Here is a 20,802-nt window from a genome sequence, read left to right on the forward strand (position 1 = left end):
TCCTTGTCGTGGTCAGGCCTTTCCCAAGAAATATAGGATTTCCACGGTATTGCCCCATTTCCGACGCCATTTTTCCGACAATTTTCGCTTCCTTGGCTGCATCCTGACGCGGTATAGCTGAATAGCCTGACTGGGGGGCGTTAACTTTTGGCCACGGGGGCGGCCGCGCGCAGGAGCATGGCCGAAGGTCGTGGGTGAAACATGCGATTGTTCGATCGCGTGCGGATATGCGGGACGTTGGTACGGGAATTACACCGTGCAGGCATCCGGGCAGATTTCGAGCATTCATTCCACCTCGGTACAGGTTCGGCAGATCCTTGAGGGCCATTTGCCCTGTCTGGGTTTGTTGGTGTGAAAGTGAACGGATTGGAGTTGGCCAAATGGCAACCGGTAAGACACAGACGAGACCCGAAGGCAGCGCGGTGCCTGTGCGTCGTTCCGTTCGCATTCGGAACACGAAATCTAGTTTTAATCGTCACGGGTCCAATATGCCGCGACCCCACGGCTTTAATTGATAGGAGGCGGCTATGACCAATGTCCTTTTGGATTTCAACGATCTGGCCACAGGCGCCATCGTTGGCGATCAGTTCAACGACCTCGGCGTCACGATTACTTCCGGAAATACCGGCAACCCGCCGATGATTTTCGACACGGCCAACCCGACCGGCGGGGACTATGATCTCGCCTCGGACACGGCCGGCAAGGCGCTGATCCTGTCGGAAGACGGCGACTCCAGCGACCCTGACGACAATGCCGGCGGCGGCACGATGAATTTCGAATTCGACAGCGCGGCGCATGTGCGCAGCCTGAACCTGATCGACTTCGAACATGGTGGCGAGATTCGCTGCTATGACGACAATGGCGACCTGATCAAGACGGTCACGCTTGGCGGTACGGCCGATGGCGGCCAGTTCCTCGTCGATATCGACTGTGAGGGCGTCTCCAAGATGGAGGTCGATTTCGCGGCTTCCGGCGCGATCGACGACATCGCCTATTCCATCGACCTTCCCGACAATCCGGACGGGATCGTCGAGGGCACCGCGGGTGACGACTATATCGACGACGCCTATACGGGCGATCCCGAAGGCGACATGATCGACAATGGCGATGCCATCCTGCCGGGCGAGGGCCCGGACGATGACATCGTCTATGCCGGTGCGGGCAACGATACCGTGCGGGGCGGCGAAGGGGATGACGAAATCTGGGGCGACCGTGCCCAGGTTGAGAATGACAGCGTCACCATCATGCTGGGCGAGGGGACGACCGTCTCCTATCCGAACAAGCTCTTCGTCTACACGATCGACCCGGATACGGGTGAGATCTCCAACTTGGAGATGCTGAGCTCGAATGCATTGCACGAGGGTGGCAATGTTTATGAATACGATGTGGAGCCGGGCGCTATCGTGGGCGTCGGCATCTACAGCCCGGACGGAACCTTCCTGTCTTCCGGCTATGGCAGCAATGTCGATCTGAACAGCGACGGTATGGAGCACACGACGCTTGTCGGCGTTGGTTCCGACGGCGAAGTGACGATTGCCTTCGAGGACATGGGGAACCTGGGCGACCAGGATTTCAACGACGTGGTTGTGACGGTGGATCTTGGCAATTCCGGTGCCACCTTCGACAACGCCCATGTCGACTACTCTTCCGACGCGCCCGATCCCGATGACAGCGCGGCGGGCGACGACGTGCTCGACGGCGGTGTCGGCGATGACGAGATCCATGGCGGTGGCGGCAATGACACCATCACCGGCGGCGACGGCTCCGACACGGTCTATGGCGACGATGGCGATGACGTGATCGACACCTCCTCGACCGGCATTCCGCTGCCGGATCTGGGCTTCGGTCCCTATGGGCCTGTCCCAGAGATCCCGGCAGACGGCGACCCGACGGACGATATGGACACCGTCTATGGCGGCGCAGGCAACGATACGATCACCACCGGTGACGATGCCGACTATATCGATGGCGGCGAAGGCGACGACACCATCGACGGCGGGCTGGATGCCGACACGATCTTCGGTGGCGACGGTGCAGATACGATCATCGGCGGCGAAGGCTCCGACGAGATCGACGGTGGCGCCGGCGATGACGTCATCTATGGCGGGCTCGGCTCCGATCCGGCGCTCGATCCGGCGAACATCAAGGATGACGGCACGGACACCTTTGGTGCCGACCCGACACCGGATAACGGCATGGATGTTATCCATGGCGGTGATGGCAATGACACCATCTACGGCCAGGACGACGACGACACGATCTATGGCGATGCAGGCAACGACTATATCGATGCCGGGATCGACGATGACTATGTCGAAGGCGGCGAGGGTGACGACACCATCCTGGGCGGTCAGGGCGATGACGAGCTGCATGGCGGCGACGGCGCCGACAAGGTGTTCGGCGGCGAAGGCACCGACACGATCACTGGCGGTACCGGCGACGACATCCTCTTTGGCGGTTTCGACAGCGACACGGATACAATCAATGGCGGCGACGATGCAGACATCATCGGTGCGCTGGCCGGCGATGTCGTCGTAGGCGGCGAGGGTGGCGACGATAACGACGCGTTGGTCGTCGGTGGCCTGGCCACGGTCGATTACGACGACACGGACCCCGAAGCCGGCACTGTCACCTTCTATGACGAGGATCTGAACGAAGTTGGCACGGCCGAATTCTCGGAAATCGAGGATGTCTATGTGGTTGGCGGCGACACCAGCCCGGTTCTTGCCAGCACGACGGCGGGCGGCCTGAACTCGATCGATGGTGTGGTCGAGGGAACGGATGGCGATGACCTGATCGATGTCAATTACACCGGCGATCCCGATGGCGACCTTGTCGACGGCGACGACGCCGTGGCACCGCTCGTCGACGAACAGGATGTGATCCTGGCTGGAGACGGAAACGATACCGTCTACAGCGGAGAAGACTCAGACCTCGTCTTTGGCGGTGATGGCGACGACACCATCTTTGGCGAAGGCGGCGGCGACGCGATCGATGGCGGCGACGGTAACGACACCCTGAGCGGTGGCGAAGGTCGTGACATCGTCTTTGGCGGTGATGGCGACGACGCCATCTCGGGCGACTCCAGCGTGGCCGGCGATGGCGGCGACTTGCTCTATGGCGGCGACGATCAGGACACGTTTGTCGATGTCGGCGACGAAGACGTGGTTGTTGGCGGCGAAGGCGGCGTCGATAATGACACGCTCGACCTGACGGGCCTCGGTCCGCTCAAGGTGACCTATACCAACGACGATCCGACCACCGAATCCGGCATCGTCGAGTTCTTCGACGCTCCTGGCGGCAACGTTATCGGCACGACCGAGTTCCGTGAGATCGAGAATGTCATTCCCTGCTTCACCCCGGGTGCCCGCGTGGCAACTCCCTCGGGTGAAAAGCTGGTGGAGGATCTCTGCGTCGGCGACAAGGTTCTGACGCGCGACAACGGCGTTCAGGAAATCCGCTGGTACGGCCAGAAGCGGCTCGATTATGGCAAGCTTGCCTCGGTGCCGCATCTCCAGCCGATCCTGATCCCGGCGGGCTCGTTGGGGGATAATCTGCCCGAGCGGGACATGATGGTCTCTCCGAACCACCGCATGTTGGTGGCCAATGACCGTACCTCGCTCTATTTCGCCGAGCACGAGGTTCTGGTGGCGGCCAAGCACCTGGTTGGCCGGAACGGGATCAAGCGTCTGCCGCAATTGCAGACGACCTATATCCACCTCATGTTCGACCGCCACGAGGTCGTGCTGGCCGATGGTTCCTGGACGGAGAGCTTCCAGCCGGGCGACTACACGCTGAACGGCATTGACAGCGAGCAGCGGGGCGAGATCCTGGAAATCTTCCCGGAACTCGGCACGGTGCAGGGGCGCGACGATTACGCCGCCGCCCGCCGCACGCTGAAGAAGCACGAGGCGCTCCTGCTGCAGGAGTAATCGCCCATTACCGGGGCAACGGAAACACGGGGGAGCGGAGACGCTCCCCCGTTTTCGTTTAGGGGCGTATTGTGCAAGCTGCTGCGATCACAGGGGAAAGTGGCCCAAAAGACTCACTCGCGGGCAGAGAAAGAATCGATTGGTTTTCGGCCTGCCATAACGAGCCGACGTGGTGTTACCTGTTTTTAACGGACGGCCGAACAAGAGCCGCCGAAGAGGCAGGAATGATAGCAGAACACAAGCTGGCCGCAGAACGGCCGGACCCAGACGCGTCGGCGCACCCCACGCTGCGCGTCTTTCAACCCGGTGATACGGTCATGACAAGAGCCGGAGAGCTGCCGGTCGAAAGATTGCGGCCCGGAGACCGCGTTGTCATGGAGACGCTGGAAGCCGGCTGCGCTGTTCAATGGATGGAGTTGCGCCGCTGCAGAACCTCCGGACGTCTCCGGATCCAGGTCATGTTCGGTCGGCAAGCGCATCGAAAGACGGCGCCGACGGCCCTGCCTGTTGGCGGACGGGTTTCCTCGAAGACGGGAAAACTCCAACTCGACGCGGGATACGCTTCGGCGGCTGTGGCAGGCAAACGGGTGCACTGAACCCGCGCCGAACTGTAGCGTAGGTGGGCGCGCCTCCCGCTTGCTGGCATTCAGCCTCTCATGCGTGCGCCATCCGGATCGAAGAGCGGTTTTGTATAGAGCGTGGCCGGGCGCATTGCCCCCAGGATCTCGATCTCTGCTCGCAGTCCTTCCGCGATCCGCTCTGTCGGTACGAAGCCAATGGCGACCGATTTCCCTGTCAAATGCGAATAGCCGCCTGACGTGCAGAAACCTTCCACCTTGCCGTCTATCCAGATCGGTTCGTAGGCCACCACATCGGCATCCTCAGCCTCGACGAGGAAGGTGCAGAGCTTGCGGCGCGGCCCCTTGGAACGCTCGTCCTCGGCGGCTTTCCGGCCAATAAAATCTTCGGGCTTCTTCCAGTTGATGAAACGGTCCAGCCCAGTTTCCGCAGGCGTGTAGTCTGGCGAGTATTCCCGCAGCCATGAGCCAAATCCCTTGTCGAGCCTGAGTGACATCATCGCCCGCATCCCGAAGGGGCGCAGGCCGAGGTCTTGTCCGGCCTCGGTCAGCACATGCCACAGGTGTCGCTGGCTTTCTGGCGCGACGAAGATCTCGTAGCCCAGATCGCCCGTATAGGAGAGACGCTGCACGACCGCATCGGCCATGCCGATCGTCATGCGGCGGACATCCATGAACCGGAACACCTCGGCCGATACATCCGCGCGCGTGACACGACGGAGCAGTTCACGCGCATTCGGTCCGGCGATCTGGAAGCCCGTACGACGGTCCGAGACATTGCGCACCCGCACGCCGCTGCCGCTTTCGAGATGCTGCTCGAACCAGCGCAGGTGGTAATCCTGCGCGCCGTAGGAGGCGGTGATTTGGAAATCGCCCTCGGCCAGGCAGGAGATGGTGAAATCGCCGATCAGCCGTCCGGAGGGTTCCAACATGGGTGAGAGCGCTACGCGCCCCGGTTTGGGGATGCGGCCCGCCATGATCTTGTCGAGCCACGCGCGGGCATTGGGACCGGTGACGCGGAACTTGCCGAAATTCTGGATCTCGTTGATGCCGACGGCCTCGCGTACGGCCATGACCTCCTGCCGCACCGCCTCCCAGGCGTTGGATCGGCGGAATGTCGGCGTCTCGTAGGGCTCCTCGCCCTCGGGCGCGAAGTAATTGACCACCTCCAGCCCGTATTGCTGGCCGAAAACAGCGTTCATCCCTTTGAAGATGTCATACATTTGGGTTGTGCGGAACGGACGCGCGGCGGGCAGCTCTTCGTTGGGAAAGCTCACCGAGAAGCGGTTCTGGTAGTTCTCGATCACCTTGGGGATGGTGTAGTCGGGCGTCGTCCACTTGCCGAAACGCGCCACATCGAGGGCGAATGTGTTCTGGTCGGGCTGGCCCTCGATGATCCATTGCGCCAGTGTCAGGCCGACACCGCCACCTTGGCTGAAGCCGGCCATGACCGCCGCGGCGGCCCAGTAGTTGCGCAGGCCGGTAACCGGGCCAACCAGCGGGTTGCCATCGGGGGCGAAGGTGAACGGCCCGTGGATCACCGATTTCACCCCGGCGGTTTCCAGCACGGGAACGCGGGCATAGGCGAAGGCAATCGAGTCCTCGATCTTCTCGAACTGGTCGTTCAGCAGTTCATGGCCAAAACCCCACGGCGTGCCGTCCACCGACCAGGCCTCGCAGGGTTTCTCGTAAAACCCGATGCAAAGCCCGCGCCCCTCCTGGCGCATATAGCTCTCGCCGCCCGGGTCCATGATATGGGGGAACTCGGTCGCGCGGTTTGCGATCTCGGGGATATCGTCGGTGACAATATATTGATGCGCCATCGGCAGGAGCGGCAGGTAGACACCGGCCATCGCCGCGACTTCCCGCGCCCAGAGGCCGCCGGCATTGACGACATGTTCGGCATGGATCGTGCCCTTGTCGGTCACCACGTCCCAGCTGCCGTCGGGGCGGGGATTCGTCTCGCGCACCATGCAATGGGTCACGATCTCGGCCCCGGCCATGCGCGCGGCCTTGGCATAGGCATGGGTCGTGCCGGCAGGGTCCAGATGGCCGTCCAACGGGTCGAAAAGGCCACCGACGATGCCATCGACATTCACCAGCTCGGCCATCTGCTTTATCTCGGAAGGCGACAGGATCTCGGTTTCAAGCCCCATGTAGCGGTGCTTGGCGCGCTCCGCCTTGAGCATGTCGAAACGTTCCTGGCTGTCCGCGAGCGTGATGCCGCCGACATGATGCAAGCCGCAGGACATGCCGGTGATCTCCTCCAGCTCCTTGTAGAGCCGGATCGTGTAGCCCTGCAGCGCGGCCATGTTCGTGTCGCCGTTGAGCGTGTGAAACCCGCCCGCTGCGTGCCAGGTCGAGCCGCTGGTCAGCTCGGAGCGCTCAAGAAGCATCACGTCGTTCCAGCCGAGCTTGGTCAGGTGATACAACACCGAACAGCCGACCACGCCGCCCCCGATGACACAGACCTGGGTTGTGGATTTCATGATGCCCTCCGCATGTTGCTGGTCTGAGGGTCGCGGGCGCGCGCAGGGCAGGCAAGGCCAAAGGCGACAACGGATGTCGGAAACAGGACGCAAGGCCGCGAAGGATCCTGCGGATCGCGCTTTCGGGGGAGCGTTTGTGAGAGTGCGGGGGCAGTTCTCCGGGCAAGGGATGCCGCTAGTAAGGGGCGAGATCTTTTCCCCGACTGTTGACACCGCCCATGGCTGGACTAGGGAAGCTGTATCATGACAGATCCTGCACATATCGTTGCCGGCGGTGCGCCGGAAGGGTTCGACGCGCTTCTGCTGGCGCGCGAACTGGAGAAGGGGGCGCCCATCGTCCATGTCGCGCGCGACGACAAGCGGCTGGCGGCGATGCGGGCGGCGCTCGACTTCTTTGCGCCAAACGCCGTGGTGCTGGATTTCCCCAACTGGGATTGCCTGCCTTACGATCGGGTTTCGCCAAATCCGAACGTGTCGGCCACCCGCATGGCAACACTCGCAGCCTTGGTGGCCGGAATTCCGGGGCCTTTCGTGCTGCTGACCACGCTCAATGCGGCCACGCAGAAAGTGCCGGCGCGGGATGTGTTGCGCGAGGCGGCATTTGCCGCCCGCGTGGGCGACCGGATCGACGAGGCGGGGTTGAAGACCTTCCTCGTGCGGATGGGTTTCAGCCAGGCGCCGACGGTGATGGAGCCGGGCGATTACGCCATTCGCGGGGGTATTATCGACATATTTCCTCCCGGCCAGAGCGGCCCGGTGCGGCTCGATCTGTTCGGCGACGTGTTAGACGGCGCGCGGCGGTTCGATCCGGCCAACCAGCGCACGGTGGAGAAGCTGAAGGCGGTGGAACTGGCGCCGGTCTCGGAAGTGATCCTCGACGAGGCGGCAATCACGCGGTTCCGGCAGAACTATCGCATCGAATTTGGTGCCGCGGGCACGGATGACCCGCTCTACGAGGCGGTGAGCGCGGGGCGCAAGCAGGCGGGCATGGAGCATTGGCTGCCGTTCTTCCACGAGCGGCTGGAAACGTTGTTCGATTACCTGCCGGATGCCACGGTAATGCTCGACGACCAGACCGGACCTGCGCGGATTTCCCGTTGGGAGGGGATTACCGACAGCTACGACAATCGCGTCGAGGCGATGAAGTCCAAGGCGCGGCTGGATTCCGTCTACAAGCCCGCTGCGCCGGAGACACTCTATCTCGACGATGATGCCTTCGAGGCGGCGATTTCCAGCCACCGGGTGATGACGCTCCGCGCGCTGCCGCAGGGTGTCGGGCCGGGTGTGATCGATGCCGGCGGACGGATCGGGCGCAATTTCTCGCCTGAACGGCAGCAGGAGACGGTCAGCCTTTTCGGTGCGCTGGCCGACCATATTCGGGCCAAGCGCGGCAATGGGCAGGTGATTGTTGCCTCCTATTCGGAGGGCGCGCGGGAGCGTCTGGCTGGCCTCATGGCGGATGAGGGCGTTCAGGGTGCAACGGAGATCACTGATTTCCGCGATGTGCCCGAGGGCGTGGGTGGGCTGTTCCTCGTCGTCTGGGCACTGGAACATGGCTTTGAGGGCAAGAAGCTCACGGTCATCTCCGAACAGGACGTTCTGGGCGACCGGCTCATTCGCCGTCCGCGCAAGAAGCGGCGGGCGGAGAACTTCCTGACCGAGGCGCAATCGCTCTCGCCGGGGGACCTTGTTGTGCATGTCGATCACGGGGTCGGGCGCTACAAGGGGCTGGAGATCGTGAACGCGCTCGGCGCCGATCACGAGATGATCCACCTGGAATATGCCGAAGAGGCGCGGCTCTACCTGCCGGTGGAAAATATCGAGCTACTGTCGCGGTTCGGCCATGAGGAAGGCCTGCTCGACAAGCTGGGCGGCGGTGCCTGGCAGGCCAAGAAGGCCAAGCTCAAGGAGCGGATCCGGCAGATCGCCGACAAGCTGATGCGCATTGCCGCCGAGCGCGCCTTGCGCCGTGCGCCGGTGATGCAGATCGACCATCACATGTGGGAGGAGTTCTCGGCCCGTTTCCCATACGAGGAGACCGATGACCAGCTGAAGGCCATCGAGGATGTGCTGGAAGACATGGAGCGTGGAATGCCGATGGACCGGCTGATCTGCGGCGATGTCGGCTTCGGCAAGACGGAAGTGGCGATGCGGGCGGCCTTCGTGGCCGCGATGTCGGGCATGCAGGTGGCGGTGATCGCGCCGACGACGCTGCTCGCGCGCCAGCACGCGAAATCCTTCAAGGACCGTTTCCGGGGCTTCCCGCTCAAGGTGCGGCAGCTGTCGCGCTTCGTGCCCGCGAAGGAGGCCACCGAAACCCGCAAGGGCATCGCCGACGGTTCGGTCGATATCGCCATCGGCACCCATGCGCTGCTGGCCAAGCAGGTGAAGTTCCACAATCTCGGCCTGCTGATCATCGACGAGGAGCAGCATTTCGGCGTCCAGCACAAGGAGCGGCTCAAGGATATGCGCACCGATATCCATGTGCTGACGCTGACCGCGACGCCGATCCCGCGCACCTTGCAGATGTCGCTTTCGGGTGTGCGGGACCTGTCGATCATCGGCACGCCGCCGATCGACCGGCTGGCCATCCGTACCTATGTCAGCGAGTTCGACGCGGTCACGATCCGCGAGGCGCTCCTGCGCGAGCATTACCGGGGCGGGCAGAGCTTCTATGTCGTTCCGCGCATCACGGACCTGCGCGAGATCGAGAATTTCCTTAAGGAGCAGGTGCCGGAAGTCACGTATGTCGTCGCCCACGGCCAGATGGCGGCGGGCGCGTTGGATGACCGCATGAACGCCTTCTATGACGGCAAGTTCGACGTGCTCCTAGCCACGACAATCGTGGAAAGCGGCCTCGATATTCCGACTGCGAACACGATGGTGGTGCATCGGGCCGACATGTTCGGCCTGGCGCAGCTTTACCAGATCCGCGGCCGGGTGGGGCGGGCCAAGACACGCGCCTATGCCTATCTGACGACCAAGCCCCGCGCGCGGCTGACCGATACGGCGCAGAAGCGGCTGCGGGTACTTGGCTCGCTCGACAGTCTCGGCGCGGGCTTCACGCTGGCCAGCCAGGATCTCGACATTCGCGGCGCGGGCAACCTCGTGGGGGAGGAGCAGTCCGGGCAGATGCGCGAGGTGGGCTACGAGCTTTACCAGACCATGCTCGAAGAGGCGATCGGCAAGATCAGGTCGGGCGAGTTCGAAGGGCTCACCGATGATGACGGCCAATGGGCGCCGACGATAAATCTCGGCGTGCCGGTGCTGATCCCGGAGGACTACGTGCCCGATCTGGATGTGCGCCTTGGCCTCTATCGCCGCCTGTCGGGGCTGACGACCAAGGTTGAGCTGGAAGGCTTCGCCGCCGAGTTGATCGACCGTTTCGGCAAACTGCCCAAAGAGGTCAACACGCTGCTCCTGATCGTGCGGATCAAGGCGATGTGCAAGCGCGCCGGCATTTCCAAGCTAGATGGCGGCCCCAAAGGCGCGGTGATCCAGTTCCACAATGACAAGTTCGCCAACCCGGCCGGGCTGGTGACCTTCGTGCAGGCCCAGAACGGGCTGGCCAAGGTGCGCGACAACAAGATCGTCGTGCGACGGGACTGGAAGAACAATGCCGACAAGATCAAGGGGGCCTTCGCCATCGCGCGGGATCTGGCAGAACAGGCGCGGGCGAAGCCGGTCGTGGGCCGAAAATAGGCGCCTCAACTGAGATTATCGACCTTGATCCGTCATGCGCTTTGAGGGCAGGGTCACAAGGGCGCTCGGCATTTTTCGAGCGCCCGGAAGAACTTTTGGGAGGAAAGACATGTTCGCGTTTCGTAGGGCCGCCGTGGCGGCAATTGTTTGTTTCGTAGCGTCCGGTGCAGTTGCACAACCCTTCATGGCCAAGGACACGGTCGAGGGGTGGGGGATCTTCTACAACGAGGCGACCAAGGGTTGCTTCATGGAAACCCAGCAGGAACCCTATGTCATCCAGATCGGCACTGAAATGGCGATGCTGGGCGAGGGTGACAACGAGAAATTCGGCTTTCTAGCGGTTTATAGCTCAGGCGAAGTAGAGATTGGCGATGGCGAGGAGCGCGAGGTCAAGTTCGATCTCGACGGCGATATGTTCGCGGGCATGGCCACCGGAGCCGCGCGTGAGGGCTTCGCCGGCGGCTATGTCGTGGCAAACAACCCCAATTTCGGCGAAGATCTGGCGATGAAACAGACGCTGACGATCAATCCAGGCATGGAGAACGCGGTGGAGATCGACCTGACAGGCACCAAGATGGCCATGGAAGCTACGCGCGCCTGCCAGAAGGAAATGATGGCGCAATAACCGCGCCTCTACGCTTTGAAATCACAACGCCCGGCATTCGTGTCGGGCGTTCTTCTTGTTGCGGCGTGATTTTCAGGTTGCCACGTGGCGTTGAGGATCTGTCGCCCGCAGCAGAAGCATCATGCCAAAGGCGAGTGTCACCAGCACAAGACTTCCGACCATGAGCGGCAGCGGCGTGCCGTCAAAGGCAAGACCCAGCGGAATGGCCAGGGCGACGGCGCCGATGGTGCCGAGCGAGCCGGTGACGGAGGCGGTGAGCCCGGCCAGATGTCCCATCGGTTCCATGGAGAGCGCGTTCAGGTTGCCGCCCGTCAGCCCGACCATGAAGAACATGCTGATGGTCCAGAGAAAATAGACGTAGAACAACGCGGTTGCACCCAGCGGGGTCAGCCAGCTGAGGCCGACGGCCAGGGTGGTCAAAGCTATCTCCATCCCCAGGACCCGGGTGATCATGCCGCGCATGCCGATCCGCTCGACCAGCCGCGCATTGATGATGCTTGCCGGGGCGGCGCAGAGCGCGATGGCGCCGAACCAGAAATGGAAATTCTCGCCGCGCCCGAATGTCTGGTCAAAGACCTGCTGGGTCGAGGAAAGCGTTGCGAAGAAGGCTCCGAAAACAAGGGCCTGTGTCGCGAGCGACAGCGCCACGACTCGATGCGTGACGATCTCCTTGACGCCCTCCAGCAGCGGATCGATCCGGAATGGGCGGCGGCTCTCGGGCGGCAGCGTCTCTGGCTGGCGAAGGGACAGCCAGAGCGTCGAGAGCACCGCGAACAGGATGAAGGCGATGAATACCGCATGCCACCCGGCAAGCCAGATGATCCCCGCGCCGAGCGTCGGAGCGATTGCCGGAACGAGGGTGAAGACCAGCATGATGAAAGACATCATCCGCGCCATCTGCCGACCCGAATGCAGGTCGCGAATGATCGCCACGGCCACCACGCGCGGCCCGGCCGCGCCAACCCCCTGGATCAGGCGGGCGGCAAAGATCGTCTCGACCGAGTTGGCCATCAGAGCCAGCCCGGCGCCGATGATGTAAAGGCCGGCCCCGGCGACAATCACAGGCTTGCGGCCAAAGGTGTCCGAGAGTGGTCCGGTGCAGAGCGTCCCGAGCCCCATGCCAAGCACGAAGCTGGTGATGATCAATTGCGCCCGGTTGGGCGCCTCGGGCGAGATGTCGGCCGCGATCTCCGGCAGGGCCGGCAACATGGCGTCGATCGAGAAGGCCACCATGGCAAAGAGCATTGCCATCAGGGCAATGAATTCCACCTGGCCAAGGGGTTTCTCGGGGGGCGTCACGGTTTGCTGCCGAGTTGTCCGCTAATCTCGTCGACAAGCCGGATCCAGAGATCGGGCTGTTGCGCGCCTGGAACGACATGTTGGTTGGCGATGATGAAGGTGGGCACGCCCGTCACGCCTCTTTCGCGCGCGTTGGCATCGCGGGCGCGGATATCCTCCGCATCGGCGTCGCCGTCGAGCAGGCGCCGGATCACGGCGGCGTCAAGCCCGGCACTGTCGGCAAGATCGGCCAGCACGTCGCGATCCCCGATGTCGCGGCCCTGCAGGAAGTAGGCGTCGAACAGCGACTGGACGACCTCGGTCTGCCGCCCTTCCAGCCCGGCCCAGTGGATCAGGCGATGGGCGTCGAGCGTGTTGGGCGTGCGTTGGATGGCGGCGAAATCGATCTTCAGCCCAGCGGATTCGGCGGCCTCGGCGATACGGGAATAGACTTCGACCGCCTGCTGCTTGCCGCCGAATTTCGTTTCCAGGTACTCTCGCCGATCCATGCCGGCCTTGGGCATGTCGGGATTGAGTTGAAATGGGTGCCATTCGATTTCGAAACCGTGGTCGGGCCGTTGTTCGAGTGCACTAAAGAGCAGGGTCTTTCCGATGTAACACCATGGGCAAATCGGGTCGGAGAGAATGTCGAGTTTGATCATAATCTCCCTCTATCAGGCCAGCCCGCCGCGCCAAGGAAAATCTGTGGCGGTTTGCCGAGTGTGGCTCTCGCGCAGGCCTGTTTGCGCAGTTCTTCGTCACCGCGGCGGGGTTTTCGGCCTGCGCTTCTATACTGTTCGTGGTGAGTTTCACGGTCGTCGCCGGAGGGCGCGCTCCCCGGTTCGGTCAATCCAGATTGCTCAGGGCACGGCGGTTGATTTTGCCATTTGCGTTGCGGGGCAGACTGTCCAACCGCCGATAGAAGCGTGGGCATTTGTATGTCGCCAGGTTGTCTGCTGCAAATGCCGCCAGCATCTCCTCGTCGAGTTCTTCCCGACCTGTATAGAGGGCTCCGATGACCGTGGTGTCGGCTTTCACCTCCACTTCGGCACAGGCAATCTCGGAAATGCCGGGGAACCCGGCGAGCACGGCTTCCACTTCCAGCGGCGAGACGCGGAAGCCGCCTGCATTCATCATGTCGTCATCGCGGCCGAGATAGGTGATCGCTCCATCCTCCGCCATGCGCGCCATGTCTCCCGTCAGGAACCAATCGCCCGAAGAACGGCCTGCTGTTTCCTCTGGCGCATCGAGATACTCCAGCATCAGGCCGGGGTCGTCGCGGTGGATCGCCAGGATGCCGGCGGCACCGCGCGCCACTGGTTGGTTGTCCGGGCCCAGAATGGCGAGGCGGCGTCCGTGCTGCGGGTAGCCGGAGCTGCCGTCGGGGGCGGGGCGGTTCGGGCTGCCGGAGAGGTAGGTCGAGCATTCCGACATGCCGAGCGCTTCGTGGACCGCCCGGCCTGTCGCTTCTTCCCAGGCCTTCCGGAGGCGCGGGGGCAGTTTCTCGCCAGCCGAGAGGCCGTGGCGCAGTTTGGGCAGCGAGAGCGTGTCGGCCTCCCGCAGCATCTGGCGATAGACGCCAGGGGCGGCAGCAAAGAGGGTCGCGTCATGGCGGCGCATCAGCAGGGGCAACTGCTGTGGTGTCGTGCCGGCGGCCGGGATCAACGCTGTCGCGCCGATCGCCCAGGGGTCCAGCAGGCCGGTCCCGAGCGTATAGGTCCAGTTGAAGGCGCCGGCATGGAGGATACGGTCATCGGGGCGCAGATCGTACCAGTCGCGCCACATCATCTGCCGCGCCCAGACGGCGCGATGGGCATGCACCACGCCGCGCGGCTGCCCGGACGTGCCGGAGGTGTAGATGATATAGGCGGGACGGTTCGGATCGCCCAGAGCCGGTGCGCAGGGCGGCGTGGTTTCCATCTCCCGCAAGGCCAGCGTGGGAATGACCGGGCAGGCGCAGGGATCGGGCAAAGAGATGTCGGGGGCGGCGACAATGGCCGCCGGGCGGGTTTCCGCGGCAATTCGGCTGATCTCTGGCACGGTCAGCGCGGCTGATGCGGGAATGGGAACGATCCCGGCCCAGATGGCGCCGAGAAAGGCCAGTGGGAACTCTACCTCGTTGCCCAGCCGCATCAGCAGCCTGTCGCCCGGGGTCAGCCCGAAGGCCAGAAGCCCGGCGCCGATCCCTTCGATGGCCTGTGCCAGCGCGCCATAGCGCCAGCGGGCGGCCCGGCTGGCCGAGAGAATGGCAAGGGCCGTCTTGTCGGGCTGAGTCTCGGCATGCACGAGCACATGCGCGGCCATGTTGAAGGCAGCGGGCGGCGGGGGCGGTGCGGTATCGTCGTGGATCGAAAGCATGCATCCGACCTACGAAAGCGCGCGGCGTGGGGCAAGCGTTGGGACAATCATGGAGCCCGGCTCTGACCGGGCGCGGGCGCGCCGCATCGATGGGGCCATTGCGAAGGGTGCCGGCTCTGCATAGAAACGCTCCATGTCAGATGCCACCAGCCCGCAAAACGACCCGAAATCCCTGATCCGCATCGCCCGCGAGTCGGGGGAGACCATGGAGGGCGAACCGCTGGATCTTGGTGTGCGGGTGCGCGATCTGCGCAAGGCGCGCGGCTGGACGTTGGAACAGGCGGCCGGGCAGGCGGGGCTTGCCCGTTCGACGCTCTCCAAGATCGAGAATGGCCAGATGTCGCCGACCTACGAGGCGCTCAAGAAGCTGGCCGAAGGGCTGAGCATCTCGGTGCCGCAGCTTTTCACGCCGCCAGCGCGGGTCGAGGCGAACGGACGCATGGTGGTGACCAAGGCCGGCGAGGGCGCGGCCCATGCGACCACGACCTATGAGCACGAGCTTCTGGCCGAGAACCTGACCAGCAAGAAGATGCTGCCCTACCGGGCGCGGGTGCGGGCGCGGTCGATGGAGGAATATGACGGCTGGGTGCGCCATGATGGCGAGGAATTCCTGCTGGTGCTGACGGGCGTGATCCGCCTCTACACGGAATTCTACGCGCCGGTGGAGATGCGACGGGGCGACAGCGCCTATTACGATGCCACGATGGGGCATAACGTGGTGTCTGTCAGCCCCGAGGATGCAACCATCCTGTGGGTGACGTCGCTGACCTGATCACTCGGCGGCCAGAAGGTCGGCGGGCCGACCGGCGCAGGGCAGAAGCCGCATCTCGATGGCCTCGAAGCCTTCGGCCAGTGTCAGCTCATGCGTGTCGGCGATATACTCCGCCAGCAGGTCGCGATTGCCGCGAAAGCGGACCAGCGCCTCCGGATCTGCATGCGGGAAACAGGCAACAAGGCATTCGATCTGGCAATGCCAGTTCTGCAGTAAATCCCCCCAGGTCATCACGCTCCTCCTCGTGTGGCGTAGGTTGTTCGAGATAGAATAGTCAAAAATGCTGCACTGCGGAAAAATTCTTCGCCCGATCGTCATGAAAATGGATCAAACCATTGTTGTTACAGGATTGTTTCAGTTCTGTTGTGCGATGGCAAATGCAGCGAATTCAGTAGGTTAGCGCTCTCATCTGGCGATTCGGTAAAACGAATCAACCAATCGGCGAGGTGTGATCGCGCGCGTCGCTCCCGAGGGGCGGGGCAGCGGAGTTGCCGCAGTGCGGCGTTCGGGCGGCTTTCACGCGTCCGGCGGCAGAAGACCAAGCCCGCGCAGGTAGATCCCGATCCCGGTTTCGAGCAGATCTTCGGCCGGGAAGGGGGTGCGCCCGCCGGGGGTGCCACGGGCATATAGCTCGACCACGCCGTGGGACATGGCCCAGATATGGGCCGAGACCATCTGCGAGGGAGGGCGCTTTTCGGGCGGGATATGCTCCGAGAGCTCCGCCGCGGCCCTTTCGAGCACATCCTTGGCCCGCGCGGCGGCGGCGGCCAGCTCGGATGTCCGGTTCACCGACAGGCCGCTTTCGAACATCGCCTGGTAATGGCCCGGATTCTTGCGGGCAAAGGCGAGATAGGCGCGGCAGGTGGACTCGAAGCTGGCCAGCGCCGAGGGCTGGCCCTTCTCGTAGGCGTATTCCATGAGATCGGCGAAAATCTCGAAGCCCTGCCGGGCGATCTCCGCAATCAGGTCCTCGCGGCCCTGAAAATGGCGGTAGACGGCCGCGGGTGTCACACCCGCCGCCTTGGCCGCTTCAGACAGCGTAAAACCCTGCGGGCCCTTGGCCTCGATAAGGCCCAATGCCGCATCGACCAGTGCCTGTTTCAGGTTCCCGTGGTGGTAGCCACGTTTAGGCATGGATCAGGGCAGGACCCCCGCAGATCTTGGGATCGACCTCGCCAACCACCTTGTCTTTCTTGCCGTCATACTCGATCTGGCTGAGAACGAGGCGGATGCAGGCGATACGCGCGCGCCGTTTGTCATCGGCGCGGATCACCGACCAGGGGGCGTAGATCTCATGGGTAAGGTGAAGGGTCTCGGAAATCGCGTCCGAATACTCTTCCCAGTAGCTCAGGCCCTCCACGTCGATCTTGGAAAGCTTCCACTGCTTGAGCGGGTCATGCTCGCGCGAAAGCATCCGGTTGAGCTGTTCGGCCTGGGAGATGTTCAGCCAGATCTTGAACAGGCGAATGCCGTCCTCGGTTATCAGCTTCTCGAAATCGGGGAGTTGTTTGAAAAAGGCCTGGCGCTGTTCGTCGGTGCAGAAGCCGAAGACCTTCTCGACCACACCCCGGTTGTACCAGGAACGGTCGAAGAGGCAGATCTCGCCCTTGGCCGGCATGTGTTCGATATAGCGTTGGAAGTACCACTGGCTGGCTTCGCGGTTCGAGGGAGTCGAAAGCGCCACCACCCGCGTCGCCCGCGGGTTCATATGCTCGGAGAAGCGTTTGATCGCGCCGCCCTTGCCGGCAGTGTCGCGGCCTTCGAAAACCACCGCGATCCGCTCGCCCTTGTTCTGCGCCCAGGCCTGCAACTTGACGAGTTCGATCTGAAGCTTGTGCAGCGTCTCCTCATACTCGTCCTTCGACAACCGCTCCTTGTAGGGATAGGTCAGGTTCAGGATCGGCTTGCCGCCCCCATCCTTGATCGCTTCGCGAACGTGTTCGGGAGCTTTCTTTCTGTAGAACGTGCTGATGGCACCATCGAACGGCAAATGTGACATGTTATTCCCTCTTCGTCGGGACTTAGTATGTCCGTCTCGCAGGATCAGTGCAATCCGGCCCGTGCTACCGCGCGTATAATCGCCGCAACCACTGGCTCGGGGCAGACATGGTGCGGCATATGCCCAATGCCGGCAAGCTCGGTCAGCCGCGCGTCGGGCAGGCGGCGGGCCATCTGCCGGGCGTGGACCATGACCGACCCCACGGCGTCATGCGTGCCATGCACCATTTCCACCGGCAGGTGAAGCGACGGGTAGCGTTTTGCCATTTCCGCCACCTGCGGCGCCAGTTTTGCGATCTGGCGCGAATTGGCGCGAAAGCTAGGACGGCGCCGCTCGGGCGGCAATAAGAGGAAATCGCCGTAGCCCGCGGGCACGGGTTGCGGGGCAAAGATGGTCTCCAGCGTGGAATGGGTAAATGCGCGCGAGGTCACGACCGATATCAGCGGTACCAGTTCTGCACCATCGGGCTCGCGCGAGGCGAGACGGCGAAAGGCCTCCATCGTCTCGGGCCAGGGCATGGTGATGCCGGCGACGGTCACGACGGCGCCGACACGGGCCGGGCGGTCGAGTGCCCAAGCCATGGCCACGCCCCCGCCAAAGGAATGGCCAACGATCACCGCACGCTCGATGCCGAGCGCTTCCGCTGCCGCGTCCAGCTGTACGGCCTGTTCGGACATGCTCTCGCCCTGCGGGTGCAACGGGTCCGAAAAGCCCATCCCGGGCCGGTCGAAGGCGATCACCCGGAAATGCTGGCTGAGCTTCTGGGCAAACCCGAAGGTGAAGTCCCGCGCATTCACCGAGGCACCGTGAACCAGGATGACATCCGGCCCCGAGCCCATGATGTGGGCATGGACGCGCCTGCCTCCGGCTTCGATGAATTTTCCTGTCATCGCGGGGGCTTGCGCATTGAAGTTCATCCGGGCTGTCTCACCAATGTCCGGTGCCGATCGCATCGAGGTCGAACGGCGTTGTCTGGTAGATCTCGTTGACCCAGTTGCCATAAAGCAAATGCGCATGGCTGCGCCAACGGTTGGTCGGCATGTTCTCGGGATCGTCGTCGGGATAGTAATTCACCGGGACGTTGATCGGCGTTCCGGCCTCCACGTCGCGGTCATATTCTTCCTTCAGCGTGCCGCTGTCATATTCGAAATGGTTGAACATGTAGAGTGCACGATGGGGCGGGTCCTCGACCAGCGCCGGGCCGGCCTCGTCCGATCCGATCAGCGGGATGAGGTCCGGGACGGCCTCGACCTCGTCCTGGCGCACTTCCGTCCAGCGGCTGACCGGCATCAGCAGGTCGTCGGAGAACCCGCGCAGATAGGGCGAGGCAGGGGCAAGGTTCTGATGCCGGAAACAGCCGAAGGCCTTCTGCGGCAGCATATACTTCTTTACCCCGTGAAAATGGTTGATCATCGCCATGCCGCCCCAGCAGACGCCGAAGGTGGAATGCACGTTGGTCTGGGTCCAGTCGAAGATCTGGGTCAACTCGTCCCAATAGGTCACCGCTTCGAAGGGCAGTTGCTCCACCGGCGCGCCGGTGATGATCAGCCCGTCGAACTTCTCATCCGTGACCTCCGTCCAGGGGCGATAGAACTCTTCCATGTGGGCGGCGGCGGTGTTCTTGGCCTCGTGGCTCGAAATCCGGATTAGGCTGAGGTCTATCTGCAGCGGCGTCGCCCCGATGAGCCGGGCAAATTGCGTCTCCGTCTGGATCTTCTTCGGCATCAGGTTCAGCAACGCGATGCGCAGCGGGCGGATATCCTGCCGGTCCGCGCGCCCCTGGCCCATGACCATGACACCCTCGGTCTGAAGGATGTCGAAGGCAGGCAGGTTCGAGGGCATCTTGATCGGCATCGAAAATCTCCGCAATTGGAGAGTTTCAGATAGGACTTTTGCCCCGCGATCACAAGCGCCCAGACTGCGGCGCCCCATGGCGTCCAGCCTGCCGGGCGCCGGCAGGCTCATTGGCACAGGAAACGTCACGGGGGTCCGGGGGCGGTGCCGTTCTTACACGCGGTCGATTGCCCGCCCGATCAGCGCCTCGAATGCCTGCGGGCTGTTGGCCTCGGAGACTTCCTCTGCGGTGACGGTCACGCCCCAGTTCCGGGCCATTGCCGCATAGGCGGGCTGGCGGCTGGCCATGGCGCGGCGGTAGGCGAAGCGGACGAAGGCGTTCGGGTCAACCTCGTCTTCCTTCACGTTGTTTTCGCGCAGGAATTCTTCCCAATTGGCATCCGTGAACGCGGCGCGATAGCACATCGGCTTCGGCGCTTTCTCGAAGCGGCGGACCAACTCGTCGCTATGCGCCTCGCTGCCCTTGATCCAGACGAGCAACATCGATCCGGCAAGGCTTCGCAGGATCTCGTCCTGAGAATCGTCCGGATCGACAACCTCGCAGATCGAGCCGCCGGAATCGCAGACGAAATGCGGGTAGCCATAAAGTTCCTCGGCCCGCGCGATGAAGCGCGGCGCATCCAGCAAGGCGGCGCGCTCGGCGTCGTGATGCTGCTCCTGCCGCTTGCGGTACTCGTCGATGCTCAGGCCACCCTTGGCCGGATCGCCGGGCTTGCCGAGATAGGTGGAGAGCGGCTTGAGATTGTTGAAGGTGATGTTGGAGGCGATATAAATCGAATCCGACATCAACAGGTCCCGCAGATGCGGCACCTTCATCGCCTCGCGCTTGAATTCGTCGGAGATCAGCTCGCCCATGTAGCGGGTGCCGATCCGGTAATCGACGGAATAGTGGAACCATTCCCCCTGGGCGCGCAGCATGTCGGACACATAGGTCTTCCCAAGACCGGACATGCCGAAAAGCAGGATGCGTTTCTGGCGGGCAGCGGCCCAGTCGGCGGAGCTCTGGTAGAGGCGAGGCAGGAATGTCATGCGGTCTAGGTAGCGTTCCGGCGAAGTGGATGCCAGCGGGGATTTGCTTCCCGGATGACAAGCCCGCCGCAGCAACAGTCTGGCCCAAACCCGACGGTCGATGACACGGGACTGGGATCCCGGCAAGCGACCGGCAAGATCTGGTGGTGGCGCTGGATTGAAGGCGGCTGGGGGCGTTGTCCCCCG

15 protein-coding genes are annotated in these 20,802 nt (G+C 63.0%); 5 read left to right on the forward strand and 10 right to left on the reverse strand.

All coding sequences use genetic code 11. The features are described 5' to 3' along the window. The first annotated feature begins 527 nt into the window (after positions 1-527). Together AX756_RS26025 and AX756_RS06705 are read left to right on the forward strand one after the other, a co-directional pair. Entirely contained in the window at positions 528-3,932 is a 3,405-nt protein-coding gene (locus tag AX756_RS26025) for a Hint domain-containing protein (protein ID WP_068309682.1), read from the forward strand. 224 nt (positions 3,933-4,156) lie between these two features. Further along, complete coding sequence (locus AX756_RS06705) at positions 4,157-4,528, forward strand: Hint domain-containing protein (protein ID WP_068309683.1); 372 nt, start codon at positions 4,157-4,159, stop codon at positions 4,526-4,528. Positions 4,529-4,578: 50 nt separating this feature from the next. On the opposite strand, the gene AX756_RS06710 is transcribed toward AX756_RS06705, so the two are convergent. Next, entirely contained in the window at positions 4,579-6,999 is a 2,421-nt protein-coding gene (locus tag AX756_RS06710) for a GcvT family protein (protein ID WP_068309684.1), read from the reverse strand. A gap of 243 nt (positions 7,000-7,242) precedes the next feature. Between AX756_RS06710 and mfd the strand changes: the two genes are divergently transcribed. Together mfd and AX756_RS06720 are read left to right on the forward strand one after the other, a co-directional pair. Beyond that, complete coding sequence (mfd, locus tag AX756_RS06715) at positions 7,243-10,701, forward strand: transcription-repair coupling factor (RefSeq protein WP_068309685.1); 3,459 nt, start codon at positions 7,243-7,245, stop codon at positions 10,699-10,701. A gap of 109 nt (positions 10,702-10,810) precedes the next feature. Further along, entirely contained in the window at positions 10,811-11,326 is a 516-nt protein-coding gene (locus AX756_RS06720; RefSeq protein WP_156461411.1) for a hypothetical protein, read from the forward strand. A 72-nt stretch (positions 11,327-11,398) separates the two neighbouring features. Here AX756_RS06720 and AX756_RS06725 read toward each other — a convergent pair whose 3' ends face one another. From AX756_RS06725 to AX756_RS06735, 3 genes are all read right to left on the reverse strand, one after another. After that, positions 11,399-12,577, reverse strand: coding sequence for a multidrug effflux MFS transporter (locus AX756_RS06725; RefSeq protein WP_082738994.1), 1,179 nt, complete (start codon positions 12,575-12,577; stop codon positions 11,399-11,401). A gap of 44 nt (positions 12,578-12,621) precedes the next feature. Next, complete coding sequence (locus tag AX756_RS06730) at positions 12,622-13,266, reverse strand: DsbA family oxidoreductase (RefSeq protein WP_068309688.1); 645 nt, start codon at positions 13,264-13,266, stop codon at positions 12,622-12,624. 184 nt (positions 13,267-13,450) lie between these two features. Beyond that, positions 13,451-14,962 carry a class I adenylate-forming enzyme family protein gene (locus AX756_RS06735; RefSeq protein ID WP_068309689.1) on the reverse strand — a complete coding sequence of 504 codons (1,512 nt, stop codon included), beginning with the start codon at positions 14,960-14,962 and terminating at the stop codon, positions 13,451-13,453. Between the two features lie 133 nt (positions 14,963-15,095). Between AX756_RS06735 and AX756_RS06740 the strand changes: the two genes are divergently transcribed. Further along, on the forward strand, positions 15,096-15,734 hold the full coding sequence (locus AX756_RS06740) for a helix-turn-helix domain-containing protein (RefSeq protein WP_068309690.1): 639 nt from the start codon (positions 15,096-15,098) through the stop codon (positions 15,732-15,734). Here AX756_RS06740 and AX756_RS06745 read toward each other — a convergent pair whose 3' ends face one another. From AX756_RS06745 to AX756_RS06770, 6 genes are all read right to left on the reverse strand, one after another. Beyond that, complete coding sequence (locus tag AX756_RS06745) at positions 15,735-15,965, reverse strand: hypothetical protein (RefSeq protein WP_068309691.1); 231 nt, start codon at positions 15,963-15,965, stop codon at positions 15,735-15,737. It abuts the gene before it with no gap. Positions 15,966-16,250: 285 nt separating this feature from the next. Continuing rightward, positions 16,251-16,868, reverse strand: coding sequence for a TetR/AcrR family transcriptional regulator (locus AX756_RS06750; protein ID WP_068309692.1), 618 nt, complete (start codon positions 16,866-16,868; stop codon positions 16,251-16,253). Beyond that, a complete protein-coding gene (gene ppk2, locus AX756_RS06755) occupies positions 16,861-17,733 on the reverse strand; it encodes a polyphosphate kinase 2 (protein WP_068309693.1) in 873 nt (290 codons plus the stop codon). Before ppk2 ends, AX756_RS06750 begins: the two co-directional genes overlap by 8 nt. Before the next feature lie 44 nt (positions 17,734-17,777). Next, entirely contained in the window at positions 17,778-18,650 is an 873-nt protein-coding gene (locus AX756_RS06760; protein ID WP_068309694.1) for an alpha/beta fold hydrolase, read from the reverse strand. 10 nt (positions 18,651-18,660) lie between these two features. Then, positions 18,661-19,587 carry a homoserine O-acetyltransferase MetA gene (gene metA, locus AX756_RS06765; protein WP_068309695.1) on the reverse strand — a complete coding sequence of 309 codons (927 nt, stop codon included), beginning with the start codon at positions 19,585-19,587 and terminating at the stop codon, positions 18,661-18,663. 153 nt (positions 19,588-19,740) lie between these two features. Continuing rightward, on the reverse strand, positions 19,741-20,616 hold the full coding sequence (locus AX756_RS06770; RefSeq protein WP_068309696.1) for an ATPase: 876 nt from the start codon (positions 20,614-20,616) through the stop codon (positions 19,741-19,743). Positions 20,617-20,802: the final 186 nt, after the last annotated feature.

This window comes from Aliiruegeria sabulilitoris (assembly GCF_001558155.1).
In the GTDB taxonomy this organism is placed as follows: Bacteria; Pseudomonadota; Alphaproteobacteria; order Rhodobacterales; family Rhodobacteraceae; genus Tropicimonas; species Tropicimonas sabulilitoris.

What these genes read in the sequence shown, in the direction of transcription:
- AX756_RS26025 (WP_068309682.1), top strand. Translation starts at nt 528, where the DNA reads ATGACCAATGTCCTTTTGGATTTCAACGATCTGGCCACAGGCGCCATC.
- AX756_RS06705 (WP_068309683.1), top strand. Translation starts at nt 4,157, where the DNA reads ATGATAGCAGAACACAAGCTGGCCGCAGAACGGCCGGACCCAGACGCG.
- AX756_RS06710 (WP_068309684.1), bottom strand. Translation starts at nt 6,999, where the DNA reads ATGAAATCCACAACCCAGGTCTGTGTCATCGGGGGCGGCGTGGTCGGC.
- mfd (WP_068309685.1), top strand. Translation starts at nt 7,243, where the DNA reads ATGACAGATCCTGCACATATCGTTGCCGGCGGTGCGCCGGAAGGGTTC.
- AX756_RS06720 (WP_156461411.1), top strand. Translation starts at nt 10,811, where the DNA reads ATGTTCGCGTTTCGTAGGGCCGCCGTGGCGGCAATTGTTTGTTTCGTA.
- AX756_RS06725 (WP_082738994.1), bottom strand. Translation starts at nt 12,577, where the DNA reads ATGGCAATGCTCTTTGCCATGGTGGCCTTCTCGATCGACGCCATGTTG.
- AX756_RS06730 (WP_068309688.1), bottom strand. Translation starts at nt 13,266, where the DNA reads ATGATCAAACTCGACATTCTCTCCGACCCGATTTGCCCATGGTGTTAC.
- AX756_RS06735 (WP_068309689.1), bottom strand. Translation starts at nt 14,962, where the DNA reads ATGCTTTCGATCCACGACGATACCGCACCGCCCCCGCCGCCCGCTGCC.
- AX756_RS06740 (WP_068309690.1), top strand. Translation starts at nt 15,096, where the DNA reads ATGTCAGATGCCACCAGCCCGCAAAACGACCCGAAATCCCTGATCCGC.
- AX756_RS06745 (WP_068309691.1), bottom strand. Translation starts at nt 15,965, where the DNA reads ATGACCTGGGGGGATTTACTGCAGAACTGGCATTGCCAGATCGAATGC.
- AX756_RS06750 (WP_068309692.1), bottom strand. Translation starts at nt 16,868, where the DNA reads ATGCCTAAACGTGGCTACCACCACGGGAACCTGAAACAGGCACTGGTC.
- ppk2 (WP_068309693.1), bottom strand. Translation starts at nt 17,733, where the DNA reads ATGTCACATTTGCCGTTCGATGGTGCCATCAGCACGTTCTACAGAAAG.
- AX756_RS06760 (WP_068309694.1), bottom strand. Translation starts at nt 18,650, where the DNA reads ATGAACTTCAATGCGCAAGCCCCCGCGATGACAGGAAAATTCATCGAA.
- metA (WP_068309695.1), bottom strand. Translation starts at nt 19,587, where the DNA reads ATGCCGATCAAGATGCCCTCGAACCTGCCTGCCTTCGACATCCTTCAG.
- AX756_RS06770 (WP_068309696.1), bottom strand. Translation starts at nt 20,616, where the DNA reads ATGACATTCCTGCCTCGCCTCTACCAGAGCTCCGCCGACTGGGCCGCT.